Annotated in this window: 12 protein-coding genes; 7 read left to right on the top strand and 5 right to left on the bottom strand. The window is 40.8% G+C overall.

Going from position 1 to position 15788, the window contains the following annotated elements; genetic code table 11:
* The coding region (locus ACO1O5_RS01560; protein ID WP_486267806.1) for a DUF4838 domain-containing protein at positions 1-1752 on the top strand (1752 nt) is incomplete at its 5' end.
* A gap of 118 nt (positions 1753-1870) precedes the next feature.
* On the opposite strand, the gene ACO1O5_RS01555 is transcribed toward ACO1O5_RS01560, so the two are convergent.
* Together ACO1O5_RS01555 and ACO1O5_RS01550 are read right to left on the bottom strand one after the other, a co-directional pair.
* Positions 1871-2311 carry a hypothetical protein gene (locus ACO1O5_RS01555; RefSeq protein ID WP_486267804.1) on the bottom strand — a complete coding sequence of 147 codons (441 nt, stop codon included), beginning with the start codon at positions 2309-2311 and terminating at the stop codon, positions 1871-1873.
* A 181-nt stretch (positions 2312-2492) separates the two neighbouring features.
* Positions 2493-3218, bottom strand: a complete 726-nt coding sequence (locus ACO1O5_RS01550; RefSeq protein ID WP_486267802.1) for a hypothetical protein — start codon at positions 3216-3218, stop codon at positions 2493-2495.
* A 210-nt stretch (positions 3219-3428) separates the two neighbouring features.
* On the opposite strand from ACO1O5_RS01550, the gene ACO1O5_RS01545 reads away from it, so the two are divergent.
* The 6 genes from ACO1O5_RS01545 (at position 3429) to ACO1O5_RS01520 (ending at position 11805) form a co-directional block, all read left to right on the top strand.
* Positions 3429-5189: a hypothetical protein gene (locus ACO1O5_RS01545; protein WP_486267800.1), complete on the top strand. Its 1761-nt coding sequence runs from the start codon at positions 3429-3431 to the stop codon at positions 5187-5189.
* Between the two features lie 190 nt (positions 5190-5379).
* Positions 5380-6660, top strand: a complete 1281-nt coding sequence (locus tag ACO1O5_RS01540; RefSeq protein ID WP_486267798.1) for a zinc dependent phospholipase C family protein — start codon at positions 5380-5382, stop codon at positions 6658-6660.
* A 184-nt stretch (positions 6661-6844) separates the two neighbouring features.
* The gene (locus tag ACO1O5_RS01535; protein ID WP_486267796.1) at positions 6845-7138 is read left to right on the top strand and encodes a hypothetical protein; all 294 of its coding nucleotides are present in this window, start codon (positions 6845-6847) and stop codon (positions 7136-7138) included.
* A gap of 593 nt (positions 7139-7731) precedes the next feature.
* Entirely contained in the window at positions 7732-8709 is a 978-nt protein-coding gene (locus ACO1O5_RS01530) for a hypothetical protein (RefSeq protein ID WP_486267795.1), read from the top strand.
* A gap of 342 nt (positions 8710-9051) precedes the next feature.
* Entirely contained in the window at positions 9052-10338 is a 1287-nt protein-coding gene (locus ACO1O5_RS01525) for a dienelactone hydrolase family protein (RefSeq protein WP_486267793.1), read from the top strand.
* A gap of 48 nt (positions 10339-10386) precedes the next feature.
* Positions 10387-11805: a Gfo/Idh/MocA family protein gene (locus ACO1O5_RS01520; protein ID WP_486267791.1), complete on the top strand. Its 1419-nt coding sequence runs from the start codon at positions 10387-10389 to the stop codon at positions 11803-11805.
* Positions 11806-11859: 54 nt separating this feature from the next.
* Here the strand turns inward: ACO1O5_RS01520 and ACO1O5_RS01515 are convergent, their stop codons facing one another.
* The 3 genes from ACO1O5_RS01515 to ACO1O5_RS01505 all read right to left on the bottom strand — a co-directional run bounded on the left by ACO1O5_RS01515 (position 11860) and on the right by ACO1O5_RS01505 (position 15766).
* Positions 11860-12726, bottom strand: coding sequence for a GNAT family N-acetyltransferase (locus ACO1O5_RS01515; RefSeq protein ID WP_486267789.1), 867 nt, complete (start codon positions 12724-12726; stop codon positions 11860-11862).
* Positions 12727-13986: an MFS transporter gene (locus tag ACO1O5_RS01510; protein WP_486267787.1), complete on the bottom strand. Its 1260-nt coding sequence runs from the start codon at positions 13984-13986 to the stop codon at positions 12727-12729.
* Between the two features lie 61 nt (positions 13987-14047).
* Positions 14048-15766, bottom strand: a complete 1719-nt coding sequence (locus ACO1O5_RS01505) for a PQQ-dependent sugar dehydrogenase (protein WP_486267785.1) — start codon at positions 15764-15766, stop codon at positions 14048-14050.
* Positions 15767-15788: the final 22 nt, after the last annotated feature.

Raw genomic sequence — 15788 nt, 5'->3', positions numbered from 1 at the left:
TATTCCGACTGGAACAAGCTTTCATCAAGAAACGACTGGGGTTTATTCGTTCATACATTCGCCACACTGGTGCCTCCGGCAGAATTCGGAAAAAGCCATCCGGAGTACTATTCTTTAAGAAATGGAGAACGAAAGCCGGCTACGCAGTTATGCTTATCAAACCAGGAAGTTGCCGATGTACTCATCGCCAATTTGAAAAAGAAGATTGCAGAGAAACCGGAGGCAACTTATTGGTCCGTTAGTCAGAATGATAACGACCAATATTGCCAGTGCGATAATTGCAAAGCGCTCAATGAAAAATATGGTGGCGTTCCAAGTGGCTCTATAATTTATTTCGTTAATAAAGTGGCTAAGGCTATTCCCGATAAAATTATATCAACGCTCGCTTATTGGTATACACGCAAAGCGCCGCAAAATATCAAAATAGAACCCAATGTCAATATTATGCTATGCAATATCGAGAGCAGAAGACAGGCTCCGGTTTATGAGACCGATCCGGCATTTTCAAAAGATTTGAAAGACTGGGGAGCCTTAACAAATGATATTCTCATCTGGGATTATAACATTCAGTTTACTAATTTTTTTGATCCTTTCCCAAACCTGTACACGCTAAAGCCAAACATTAAGTTTTATACGGACAATCATGTGAACGCTTTATTTATGCAGGCAAACAACGAACCTGCGGCAGAAATGGCTTTATTGCGTGGATACCTCATCAGCAAACTAATGTGGAAGCCAGATGCCGATGATAAAATGATTATCGATGAATTTCTTCATAATTATTACGGCGCCGCCGGACCATACATTCGCCGGTATATTGACGTCATGCATGAGTCTTTGGTGAAAAGCGGTATGCAGCTAAATATTTTTGGCGATCCCTTTGATGCAAAAGATGCGTACTTATCGGCTGAGATGATGCCGCAATACAATCAATTGTTTGATGATGCCGAGAAAGCAGTAAGCAATGATTCCGAATTATTGAGACGCACGCGGATCGCCCGTTTACCTATAATGTACGCAGCCATACAGATTGGCAGAACAGAAATTGATACACCGCGAAGTTTGTACCAGCGTGATGCTAACGGTATCGTTACAGGTAAACCCGAAATGAAAGCACTCGTGAACCGTTTTGTGGAAAGATGCGTACACGAAAAAGTAAAATTGGTGAGAGAGCGCAGCGGCAGCCCGGAACATTTCCTCGAAGCTTATAATCGCATATTTACAAAAATGGAAGAAACCGGTAAGGCTAAATCATTTAAAAAAATAATCATGCCAATTACCAGTCCTGCACCTAAGTCCAGGGGGGTCGATAGCCTTACCGACGGAATCTTTGCATCCTACGAATCCTGGCAGTCGCCTGATCCTAACTGGGTTTATTATACCGGAAATCACATGGACTTTATACTTGATTTGGGTGAAGTGATGCCCGTTAGTTCTGTGAATATGGACTTTCTGAACCCGCAGGCCCAACCCGACTGGCATCTGATGGCTTTGCCTGTATTTGTCACCTATGCCACATCGTTAGATGGAGAAAAATACAGCGACATTATCCGGGTTGATAATCCGAATAATCCTAACCCAGCGGAAAATCCCGACATCAGTAAAATTTCAATCCACTCGTTTCAAACAAATTTCACTGGTTCTGCACGATACCTAAAAGTTCATGCAGAAAGCTTGTTGAAGGCGCCGTCATGGCACATCCGTGCGGGACAACCAATGTCTGTCTATACGGATGAGATTGTGGTAATGTGAGTTGAAAAATTACAAAAAATGGAAGTCTGACTGGCAAAGCTCTGCGTAAGTATCGTTATTAAAAATGCTACGAATTGGGTGGTAATATTCTTTACGAAATATCCGGGAGCATTGAGCCCTATACCCGCTGAAAAATCAGCGTTTTATTAGTAGTCGATATCATAAGGTTACCATTACTGTCAAAATGATAAGCAAATGCACTACAAATATTTGCAACAAATTCACTACCCCAGGGTGTTTCCCAAAGTTTGGTAATATATAACGCGGGAATGGTTAGTAATTGATTATTTCCAGTGATGTAGCCGCTTTGCGAAATAATGTTGGTAGGTGTATTCCCAACTATTACTCCGGAGACATTACCTGTTGCAGTAAAGGTAATTATAACATCACCCGGCAGGTCAGCAGGTTTGGTTATTGACGATCCCGAACTAATGTCTTCTACTTCAATCATCCTCCACGTGCCCTGTAAAATGGAAGGAACAGATTCAACAGAATAATCCTTACGGCATGAAAAGAATGCAAGACTTATAAAAGCAATAAAAGGAACAATTTGTTTCATAAAAAGTGATTACATTATTGATTGCTTTTGTATTCAAAACGCTGCATTGAGCGAACTTTTCCCGTGCCAGTGGTGAAGAAGAAAGTTTAGATCTTACGAGCATCTATTTAACCGGGTGATCGCCACCAGGTGAAAGTACCGTGCCTGGCTAAACGGCCCTGTCTGTGCAAAATTACACCTGTTAATTATTTGCATCGCTATTATAATAACCCAGGAAACTTACAATGTCAGATGGAGATTTTAATTTGTTTTGATTCTTTTTCAGCCAATCAACAGAAGATGCGGGAGGATGTATGATTGAAAATATGGCATCTTTGTTATTTCCTTTAACCTCGGAAAGTTTACCATTAAAATAAAGGTAGTAGATGGCTTTAGTAACGTAGTTCCAATCTGTTGTGCCGGAGATGGGATCAAATGGTGGCTTAAAAAGCGTAACGCGATACTTCTTCACGAGCTGGGCCTTTCCCGCGTTCAGCACCTCGTAATAATGATAAGCATTATCATCTTCTGTTTTTAAGTAAACAAAATTGCCAAGTACGATTGTTGTATCCTGTGTTTTAAAAAACGTAATTCCTTTTACCAATCCCTTACTTGCAATCATAACGACGCTATCCCCAGCAGTATAGTACACATCATCTTTATACAAGTTTAGTTTAACCTTTAAATGAAGAATTTTAAAATTATCTGAATATAAAAACGCTGTTCTCCAGTCCTCATCCCAAAAGGGATTTCCACGTATATCGGCTCTATTCTCATCTTTTACGCCGCCTTGCGAAAGCAGTGCCGTAGCGTTAGTACTCACCCCGCTATAGACGCCTGTATTTCCCGGATAGAGTTCCTGGTATTGACCAAATAACGACGAAGTTAGTGTTGCAAAAAATAAGGTTAGAAGAAGCGACAATTTCATTCGGTACAATGGTTATGATTGTAATATACCAATATTTGTTGATGCATAATTTATAACCCACCCGGGAATCTAATTACGAACTTTACGGGCGTTCGTTCAGTTGCACCCATTTTCAGTTAAATTAATTTAATTTAGCAAACAACATCCTGCCCGTTTATTTTTATCCAACTCATGACATCAAACAAAATAAGTTCCCCTTTAATCAAACCTTTGCGCACAATTCTCCTTTTTCTTTTTGTATCGGCATTGCAGCAAAATTCTTATGCGCAAATAAAAAATGTTTGGGCATTAGGTGATGGAGAAAAAGTTTTTCGTAATGATCACAATCACCCCGACAAGAATGGAAATTATATTTGGGACGGAAAGACGATTCATTTGAAAGGACTCTATAATGAAGTATTGGCCTTCCAGGTGATTGCAGAAACCGGCGATAGCGCAGTAAACGGAATCGAATTATCTGTTGGTGCATTGTTGAATAAATCTTCCGGCGATGTAATTAGCGCCAATACGCTAAAGTATGGACCTGCAGGAACGATCGAAATTTTTACAGAACATTATTTGCAAGTAAAAGATTCCACACCACCAAATTGGTATTACGGTTCACCGGCTGCTGCCCCTAAGAAAATGAAAGGCTGGATTCCGGATGCTTTGATACCAACCGATGCAACGCCGGGCCTTGGAGGCTTTCCTATTGATATCGGTGCCAATGAAAACCAGGGATTTTGGGTAGATGTTTATTTACCCCGCGACCAGAAAAACTTTACTAACGGTGTATATGAAACGAAAGTTCAGCTATGGCAACAGGGAAAAATTATTAAAGAAATTCCTTTGGAAGTTACTTTACTGCCCGAATATTTGCCCGATACTAACGTGGCTAACGTCTGGCTTTACACCGGGGACGTTTATAAATACTATCCCGGTTTATCGAAGCAAGAGGTAGATAAGATGCTTAAGTTTGAAGGACACAGGCACAGGATAGAAGTTGTTGGTGGATTTGATGTGAATCAAACTGCGTTTAGCCGTGACAGTATGGATCATTATAAACCGTGGCTTGATGGTTCTGCTTATACTCCCGCCAATGGTTATCATGGTGCAGGAGAAGGAATTGGCGAAAATATTTTTCCGATCGGCATGTATGCTGCACCTGTTATGGGAAATACAAAAGAACAAGTGCAACAACAGTCAGATCTCTGGGTAGACTGGTTTAAAAAGAATGCGCCGAAGACTATTTATTTTTGGTACATAATCGACGAGCCTGATTCTACAAAGTATGCATGGATCAAAGAAAGATCCGGATGGGTTAAAAGCAACCCGGGAGTTGGAAAATACATGCCTGTTTATACAACCACGGCTTATAAAAAAGAACTCACCGGTGCTATTGACATCTGGGCCGGCTACGACGGCGTTGATCTCAATGTATTGCCTTCGATCAGGAAGAATGGAGGCGACCATTGGTTTTACAACGGCAACCGTCCCCGTTATGGCTCGGTAATACTAGAGGCAACTGCTGTAGATTTCAGGGTTAACGGCTGGATATTATATAAATATGGAATTAATACATGGTTTATCTGGAACGGCACTCATTGGCAACATAATGGCCAGGGCCCTAAACGACATTTACATCAGAATATATTTGCGAATCCGCTTACCTTCATCAACGAGAATATGGAATATGGCAATGGTGATGGTATTATATTTTACCCGGGCCATATGCCTTTTTACCCCGAAGAAGACCGGGGACTCAACAGGTTAATTCCTTCCATCCGTTTAAACAATATCAGGAGAGGGCAACAGGATGCACTGATCATGGAGATGGCTGAAAAAAAAGCTGGCCGGGCAAAAGTGATCAGCCTGATCAATAAGGTAGTACCAAAAGCCATGAGCGAAGTTTCTATGAAAGATGCGGTGCAATGGTCGCAAAGAGGAGATGACTATGATAAGGTTCGTGACGAATTGTTGAAGTTGTTGTAAATTGTTTAAGCTAATGGTGATGAACATTATTAGGGCCTTTCGGATGCAGCAGAGCGATAGACAGCGCCAGTGACCCGGTTTAACCTAAGCATTTTGCCCGGATAACCAGAAGGGAGCGCCAGCAGCAAGACAACTAAGAATTCAGCATTACTGTAAAATTCCAAAGTTCACATGAGCAAAAAGACGTAAGTTGTGTTATCCCGTTTTACAAATGAACCCTGTGCTTAATTATAAGATCTTATACGTTCTCCTCATTTCCCTGCTTCCCTTTTCTGTTGCGGCTTTCGGGGTGCTTACCCACGAAGCTATTGTTGACGCTTCCTGGGATGTTTCCATAGTGCCTTTATTAAAAGAAAAGTACCCGGCCTCAACAGGGGATGAGTTGAAGGAAGCACATGCTTATGCCTACGGAGGCGCCGTAGCTCCTGATATGGGCTATTACCCGTTCGGCAGCAAAATGTTTACTAATCTCGTGCATTATGTTCGCAGCGGCGATATGGTAGATGCATTATTAAAAGATGCCACAAACCTCAACGAATATGCTTTTGCGTTAGGATTTCTTTCGCATTACGAAGCTGACAACTTTGGCCATCCTATTGCAACGAACCGCAGTGTGCCCTTGCTATATCCAAAACTCAGAAAAAAATTTGGAAACTTTGTCACTTATGCAGATAACAGAATTGCTCATATGCGAATGGAATTTGGATTTGATGTACTGGAAGTTGCAAAGGGCAACTATGCCTCACAAGCCTACCACGATTTCATTGGGTTCAAAGTAGATACCGTCGTATTGTCTAAAGCTTTCTTTGAAACGTACGGGTTAAGTCTTAACGAAGTATTTAATAATCATTTTAATTTAGCGGTGGAAACATTCAGGTGGGTCGTGGCCAACATATTTCCGATAATAACAAAATCAGCCTGGTCGGCGAAGAAAAAAACCATTGACACAAAAAATAACGGAGCAACAAGCACCCACTTTAAATATAAAATGCACCAAAAACAGTATGATAAGCAATATGGCAAAGGATATAAGCGGCCAGGATTTTCTGCAAAATTGTTATCCTTTCTGATTCGTGCTTTGCCAAAGGTTGGGCCTTTAAGAGCTTTAAGATTTAAATCGCCAACGCCCGACGCAGAAAAACTATTTGTACAAAGTTTTGATACCATATTGCTCCACTATGCTGTTAATCTAAAACGCCTGAAGACTGCAGATATACAGGAAAAAGATGTGGACTATGATACCGGGCGACCAACTTCCGATTGTGAATATAGCCTGGCAGACCAAACCTACTGCGACTGGCTGCTTACGCTCGAAGATGATAAATTTACAAATGTTACAAACTCCATAAAGCTAAATATTGTAAACTACTTTCATCTTTCCAACGGTGTTACCAATAAACACTATTCCAAAGAATGCGCAAAATTCAATATTGCCTGCAATGAGATTAGCAGATTAAGAGTTAGTGATTAGCCCACAAAACGGCCCTCATAACGGATAAAGCTATTCGAAATACTATGGAACTTGTTTTTGCGCTGACTGTTTGCCCGCCTCAACAATTGACCGGGATATTTAATAAAATATTGCTGTAACTTAGTTTAGCATCCCATAAATTCTACTTTAAAAACTTTATTTCACGTTCTTAAAAATTACAGCTATGATCATTGTACATGATTCATTTATCTGCAAGCCGGGTAATGCATCCAAAGTTGCCAAAATGTTTAAAGAAGTAATGGTGGATAATACCGAATTGGTTAACATTCTGACCGACATGACAGGTGAATATAACCGGGTAATAATGGTGACCAAATATGAAAGCCTTACTGCTTATGAGCAAAGCTTTCAGAAGTACATGCAGGACAGCGAAGAAATGAAAAAGATGAAAGAAAAAATGCAGGGCTACCATGATATGTATCTCACAGGTTCAAGGGAAATTTACCAGGTTTGGTAAAACCTCATTCCCTGCCCTTATATGTTGCAAGCGACGGTGACCGCCTGAAGTAAAGCTGTGCCTTAAAGAACAATAAGATATCTCTATTCAATAGCTCTGAACATTTAAAATTGTACGGAGCTGAAAGAGTATTTTATTTAATCAACCCCAAAACAGCTTGCCGTTGTCCAGCAGGAAAATTTGCCACTTTAGACTGAGGGCAGCTCTTTTTCGTAAAAAAGGTCCTATCAATATATTTCGACCCAGGCCATCACTGACCCAATATGCTAGCAGGATTTATCCTTTTGATAAAACTAACCTCTTTACCGGCATCGGACAATAGGGAAAATGACGCAGAAGAATTCTCTTTTATATTAATAGCGCCTGATGAACCGCCTCTTCTTTTACTTTAACAAGATGGATTTTAAATTTGCAACTCTCTAAAGGCCAATGGATACCATCTGGACTGTTTCCTTTAAAAATATTAACAAAGTAAACGCGGCACGGTTATCGAAACTACTAAGGCAGCAATAAATAAATATTGCGATTGACTTTGCCCTCTGATGAAACTATCTTTTTAAATAATATAAATCATTTCACTAAAAATCAAAATCATGAGCACTTCAAATTTCCCAACACCTGTAAGCGAAAGCCCGGAACCGCGTAAAAATTTCAAGAATCTTATTATTGGAGTTTTAGCAGTTGCACTCGTTGGTACCGGGGCATTTTTAATAGTTGATAAAAACAAGACAGGAGACACTATTCAAAAACAGCAAACAGAAATAGCAACAGTAACTGATCAAAAAAGTGACGTACAAAGAAGCTTTGATGCATCGCTGTCACGCCTGGATTCTATGTCAACTCTTAACACCAGTTTACAAGGCAAACTCACAGAAGATAAGGCTGCAATTGCCAAAACAAAAAATGAGATTCGCAGCATACTGAACAAGAAAAATGCAACTGCCGCTGAATTGTCAAAAGCAAGGTTTCTTATTGCCAGCCTCAACGACAAAATTACAGGCATGGAACAACAAGTAGCACAGTTAACGCAGGACAACCAGAATTTGACACAGGATAAAGTGGCGTTAACACAGGATAAGGCAAAATTGACCGATGATCTTACAATTACCACCGCAACAAAAGACAGCCTTGTACAAAAAGTGGATGTTGCGTCTACCTTAAATGCCAACAATATTAGCATTACACCGGTTGACATTAAGCATAATGGAAAAGAAAAGGTTACCACTACAGCAAAGCGTGTAAGCAAGCTCGTTATATCATTCGATGTAAACAACCGAATTGCTCAGCCCGGTACCGAAGATGTTTATGTAGTTGTTATTGGGCCAGATGGTAAACCCATTTCTGTGCAAGCGTTAAACTCAGGAACTTTTACAACACGTGAAGAAGGTGATAAAGCATTTACTGCTAAATTACCGGTTGAAATTGAAACCGCTACAAAGAAGAGCGTTCAATTTGCATTCACACCCGGCGATCATTTCCAGCAAGGAAATTATACCGTACAAATTTATCAGAATGGATTTTTGATTGGTGAAGGCGCCCGCGAATTGAAAAAGGGTGGCTTGTTCAGTTAAATAATATATCATAAGATTATCCCTCAAAAGCAACCTGGATGCCAGGTTGCTTTTTTTATATAAACCCTTCTCCAAGCTTTGAGTATGCGACTCCATTTTTTTCAAACTAACCCTGGCATTTCTTTTAAATGGACTCATTGGCCTAATACATTCGGCATGATCTAATGCTAAACGGAACGTCGCATGTCCTCCATAAGGCGATAGTTTTTGCTTACTGCATTCACTTTCGATTAAATTAAATTAATTTAGCACCCAACAGTCCAGCCCGCTAATCCTCATCCAAATCTCATGAAATCAATGAAATTAAGCTGCCCTTCATAACGCCCATAAACTTTTATAACGATGAAGAATAAACGCAGGGATTTTATAAAGCTCACCGGTGCTGCCGGTCTTGGAATCGCAACCAATATATTCAACGGATTTGCAGCGGCAAAAGATCATCAACCCAACAAAAAATTTATGAATGCAACGACCAATCTGAAGGATGAAAAAGATGTAAGCATTATTGGATTGTACGGCCCGTGGGCTGCTTCGTTAATTGAAAGCCAATTGCCTTCTCTTTCTTTCAGGAGAAATGAATTTGATAATATTGATACCTGGCGAAACAAGGCAAGGCAACGTGTTGTTGACAGGCTGGCTATCCCGGACATTGGAGGAGTTCCTAAGGTAACTGTAAAAAAGAAATATGAATATGATGGCCTGCAGGTTGAAGAATTAAGCTGGCAATTACCTTACGGAAGAGCAACAAACGCCCTATTATTGAAGCCAATCAATGCAAAGGGGAAACTACCGGGCATCCTTGCCTTTCATGATCATGGGGGAAATAAATATTTTGGATTAAGAAAAATTACCAGGACATCCGATGAGCAACATCCATTAATTGTTGAGCACCAGCATGAATATTATGAAGGGCGCGCCTGGGCAAATGAAATAGCAAAACAAGGCTATGTTGTATTGGTTCCTGATGCATTCACTTTTGCGAGCCGTAGGGTGATGATGCAGGATGTACCTGAACATATGCGCCACGGACTTACTGATGAAAATCCCGAAGATGCAAAAAATATTGCCGCTTATAATAATTGGGCAGGCGAACACGAACATGTGATGGCGAAATCATTATTCAGTGCGGGTACTACATGGCCAGGCGTATTTTTTGCAGAAGATCAAAAAGCCTTGGATATTTTATGTGCACGCGATGAGGTGGATGCCAACCGCATCGGTTGCGGAGGCTTATCGGGAGGCGGTATACGAACCGATTTTATGGGAGGACTTGACCCAAGAATAAAATGTACTGTTACGGTCGGCTTCATGACCACCTGGAAAGATTTTATTTTGAATAAATCATTTACGCATACCTGGATGGTTTATGTTCCTTTGTTACCAAATGAATTGGATTTTCCTGAGATATTAGGGTTACGTGCACCACTGCCTGCATTAGTTTTAGATGATGAAGATGACGGATTATATACCTTGCCCGAAATGAAACAGGCCGATAAAATATTGCATGAAATTTATACAAAAGCAAATGCAGGAGATCATTACAAATGTTCTTATTACCCCGGTCCGCACAAGTTCGATAAGAAGATGCAGGAAGAAGCCTTTAACTGGTTTAATAAATGGTTGGCATAAAATAAATTGCATTTAATACAGTATTAGAAAATTTTTCAAGAATAAACAATGAAAAGCAACAGGAGAAAATTTCTTAAGTATTCAACACTTGCCGGAATAGGTTTGGCAGGAATTGATAAGATAAAGATATATGGGGACGATAAACTAACGGATAGGGTCATACGCACTTCCAACGCTACGGATAAACAACACTTCAATATGAGTGGTTATGCCGCTCCCAAATTAGACGTTGTACGGATTGGTTTTATCGGGTTAGGTAACCGCGGACCCGCTGCAGTTGATCGAATGCGCCATATCGAAGGGGTGGAAATAAAGGCATTGTGTGACCTGCGTCCCACAAAAACTGATGCAGTTAAAAAATCTCTAGAGGCTACGATACATACTCCTGGGGTGTATACCGGCGGCGAGAATGAATGGAAAAAATTATGTGAACGCCCGGATATTGATCTTGTTTATATTGCCACCCATTGGGGCATGCATACGCCCATGGCGGTTTACGCCATGAACCATGGCAAACACGTTTGCGTAGAAGTTCCCGCTGCCAAAACAATTGATGAATGCTGGCAACTGGTAGAAACATCGGAACGTACCAAAAAGCATTGCATGATGCTTGAGAATTGTTGTTACGATTTTTTTGAATTGCTCACGCTGAACATGGCACGACAAGGATTGTTTGGAGAGATCGTTCACGGTGAAGGAGCCTACCTGCACAACCTGCTCGAGGGAAATTTCTCAAAAGAAAAATACTGGAACATGTGGCGGCTGAAAGAAAATTTCCGCAATGGAAATTTATATCCTACGCACGGATTAGGGTCAATCGCCCAGATCATGAATATCAATCGAGGCGATAAAATGGATTATTTAACATCGATGTCATCCAACGATTTCATGATGGAGCCAATGGCGAATGAACTTGCAGCAAAAGATGATTTTTATAAGCGATATGCCAATAAAAAATTCAGAGGTAATATGAATGTAAGTACTATCCGCACTGTTAAGGGTCGAACCATTATGTTGCAGCACGATGTAAGCTCTCCCAATATTTATTCACGCATTCACAAAATAACCGGCACGAAAGGAACCGCATTAAAATATCCTTTACCAGGGAGGCTTTCTTTTGAAGGCGAAGATTGGATACAGGAAGACGAGTATAAAAAACTGGAAGAGCAATACCAGCCGGCCATCGTAAAAAAACTCGGAGAACTGGCGAAGCAAGTCGGGGGCCACGGCGGTATGGATTTTCTAATGGACTGGAGAACGATCGATTGCCTTCGCAACGGCTTACCTCTCGATGAAGACGTGTATGATGCTGCGCTCTGGAGTTCTATAGCTCCTTTAAGTGAATGGAGTGTTGCCAACAGATCCAACTCCATTACAGTACCCGATTTTACTGCCGGTTCGTGGAAGACCAATGCACCGGTTGATATAACATTAGCAAAAGGAGGTACTACCAAAGTATTGATGTAACAGTCTGCATGTCGCGTCTATGAAAAGCTTACCGCTAGTTTCGTTCAAGATATTTTAGCCGAATTCGGGACCGCCAATCAGGTATTGATTCGCGATATTACCGGGAAATAAATTTTCGCCTTTATACATTCTCATAAACTTTCGCTGTACCACAAAGCCACTTGTATTTAACCAACTAACGAGCTCTTTTTTTTCGGACAATGCATCTACCACAACAGGTTGATTTTTTAATTCATTCGTAGCGGAAACGATAAGTTTTTTTGCATCAGCAATGTTTTGAGCAAACACAGGCCCGATATGATGATATTTGTTTCCTGCTCTTCCCAATGCAAAGCTTGTAATTAAATTATTTCTTTTGATCATCCATGCTTTTTGCGGATATGTTGATAGCAGGTATTTGATAAGTGGTGATCTGTCTGCGCCAAAAATATTTTCGTCAAAGTCACTGATCTCCTTTAAATCATTTGACCCAACGGGTGCGGGCGAAATTGGCTCATTAGTATTCATTGATAAATCCGCAATAGACATATTTGTCATCCTAACAATTTCAAATTCATCCTTAAATCCAAATTTTTTATAAACATTCTGCCCTGCGGGCGTGGCATCCAACTTAACAGATTTGAACGATGATAATTTTTTTAAAACTTTTTTAAGCAAAGAACTGCTTACTCCTTGTCCGCGAAATGCGTTATCCACCAGCACCATTCCAATCCAGGCTATTTTGTCTGAATAATTTATTGCAGTCGTCGTTCCAATAATTGTATTGGAATGTTCAGCAACAACGCAGGTGTTTCGGGGGTTTTCAATTAAAAACCTCCAATCATTTTCGGTTTGGTTCCATCCTTCTGCGGTTGACAATCTCATAGCTCCCTTAATATCTGTCGAACGCATTTCGCGTATTATAAAGGCTGTTTTTTTCATTCAACTGCTTTCTGTGTAATTCAGATCTTTTGAAAATGTTTCTTCCAAATAAAACAGTGCCACGAGAGCAAGAGCATAGGTTATGATTCCGACAACCAAAGCACTCTGCAGCACTCCGGTATAATTTTTCATCAACACAAAAAGAGCGGTCAAAGGAATGATAGTTCCCCTCACGAAATTGGGAACGGTTGTGGCAACCGTAGCACGGAGATTGGAGCCAAAAAGTTCTGCCGCTACGGTAATAAAGAGGGTCCAGTAGCCGCTGCAAAAACCAAGGCAGGAGCACAATACATAAAACAAGTTGATGTGCTGAACCGGGAAAAGTAACATAACCAGGACAAACACAAACGATAGCAGCATAAATAAAAGAATTACTTTTTTCCTGCTCTGCAAATATTGACTCAATGAACCGCTTACAATATTCCCGGCCACCTGTGCGCCGAAGGTGAAAAGGACTGCCTTGCCTGCGTCTACTGGCTGATCTAACCCCATAGCATGTCCGAATTCAGGAGAGAATGTAATGAGTATGCCGGTCACAAACCAGATCGGCATACCAATAACAATGCTCGTCACATATTTTAATAGTCTTCTTTTGTTATTGAACAACATTACAATCCGGCCACGTTTCACATGTTTCTCTTTTAGCTTTATAAAGATGCCGGATTCAAAAACTTTAATTCGTGAAATCATCAGAACCAATCCCAAACATCCGCCAATAATATAAGATGCCCGCCAATCGAACAGGTTGGCGATAACATAGGCAAGTAACGCACCAAAAACGCCCATAGTTGCTACCAAAGTGGTTCCGTAGCCGCGAATTTTTTTATTTAAAATTTCAGTAACGAGCGTAATACCTGCACCTAATTCACCGGCAAGACCAAAGCCCGCAATGAATCGTAATATCGCATATTGATTAACGTTAGTAACAAAACCGTTGGCAATATTTGCTAACGAGTAAATCAAAATTGATCCAAACAAAACAGAGAGTCTTCCTTTTTTATCGCCCAAAATACCCCATACAATGCCACCAATAAGCAAACCTGCCATTTGCAGGTTCAGCAACATGAGTCCATTTTTCAAGATGCTATCGCCGGAAAGGCTCAACGATTTAAGACTCGGAACACGTACGATGCTGAAAAGAAAAAGGTCATACATATCAACCAGGTAGCCGAGTGCAGCAACCAATACGGGAATTTTTAAAAGCTGGCTTACGATAGAATTGGAAGGTGAATCGGTCAATGCAGCAGAGCGTTCATTCATTAAAAATTATTTTCTGATTTCTATAGAATCAATTAAAAGTTATCTATACAAAAGAATTTATTTACGATTTTATTGTTGCGCTCACCAGCTTATACACTTTCCCATCCGCCTTGGTAAGAATATACAATTCGCCTTTGCTATCCATGCCAAATCGCATTTCCACGCGATTGTTTCCACTGAGTTTCACCAGCGTTGTTGGCTGGCCTTTATAGGAAATATTCCATTTTTTTATCAGAGCCTGCTTACCAATTTTCAAATCTTTCATGTTTACAAAGAACAATTTTCCCGAAGCAATATCTCCAAATAGAAATTTCCCTTTGAGTTCCGGTATGGCATTTCCCCGATAAGCAAATCCTCCACAAATAGCCGTTCCTTCATCATGATCAAACTGAGCAACCGGATAGGTAACATGATATATAGAATCATCCGGAGGCAATGGATATATCTTGCCGGTTTCATTAAAGAACCGCTCTGCAAAAGTCCCCTCCCTCAAAGGCCAGCCATAAAAATGACCGGGCAGCACCAGGTTCACCGACTCAATGTTTGTTTGCCCGATATTTACGGCTAACATCTGGCCCGATGGGCTCCAACTGATACGATGAGGATTTCTAAAACCGTAAGCATAAATTTCCCTGGCGTATTTGCCAGGATCTTTTTGAGCAAATGGGTTGCCCGGAGGAATTCCATATTGACCATTTTTGCTGTTATGTCCGGAAGGGTCGATTCGAATAATACTTCCCCAGGGGCGCCGGGGGTTCTCTGACGTCAACGGGTACCCGATTTCTGAACTGCCTCCATCTCCTATTCCTATATATAATAGTCCATAATCATCATCGCCTGGTTTTGCAAGCCTGTTAAAAGTAATTTCCTGCATACCATGTATTCCACTGGGCATGTTGATCCGCAAAATTTCGCGGCCTGTGCCGGAGAATGGAAACTTTCCCGGCTCTGTTTTCCATTCTGTTACCACCCATTGCAGCACCACCGGAATAGAATCCGCATAACTAAAATCAGCCTCACCGGATACGGGCGGCTCTGTATGCGTTGTATAAAGAAGGCCGTTCTTAGAAAATTCAGGATGGAAAGCAAAACTTCCAAAACCAGTAGCCAGGCCCGGTTGGTTAATAAATTTTGGTCTTAAAGCAGCCATATCCATATAAACTTTCGGATCTCCATTTTGAAGTTTATACAGCTTACCACGCAAGTCAAGAATAAAGATATCACCGGTATTTGGCTCGTAGTCCAGTTTGGTGATTCTCGCCAGGGGTGCCTGGTCCGACGAGGCAGGTATTTGTGTTACCGAATCAATAGTCACTACCAGGCCTGATGTTGTAATTGAATCGGGGATTGGATTCTTTATGTCATTTGTATCTATAGAAACCGGTGGCCGCTCATGGACTTTCTGGATATTTATATAGGCAATTACCGCATTAAGATCTGAATCAGGCAAGTTATTAAATGAAGGCATCACTAACTTAAATTGTTTAATAAGTTTCTGTGCAGTAGTGTCTCCCGATTCTATCACTTGCTTTGGATTACTGATAAAATTTCTAATCCATTCAGCAGAATGAACAGAGGTAATTCCGCCTAGTTGTGGTCCAATGCCATCGAGCTTAAAATTGTGACAACCGGAACATTTTTCAGCAAAAATATTTTGCCCTTTCCCGATGACAAGGGGATCGGTCGAAATAGAATTTTCAGCACCCACGCCGGAGTTACAGTTTGCCAGGCAAATTGAAATCAACGAAGCAACCATAAGGAGAAGGATTCTTTCTTTCATTACGTAATATTATTATGCTTTA

It is taken from the genome of Ginsengibacter sp. (assembly GCF_057362405.1).
This window is presented reverse-complemented; position numbering and strand designations above follow the sequence as displayed.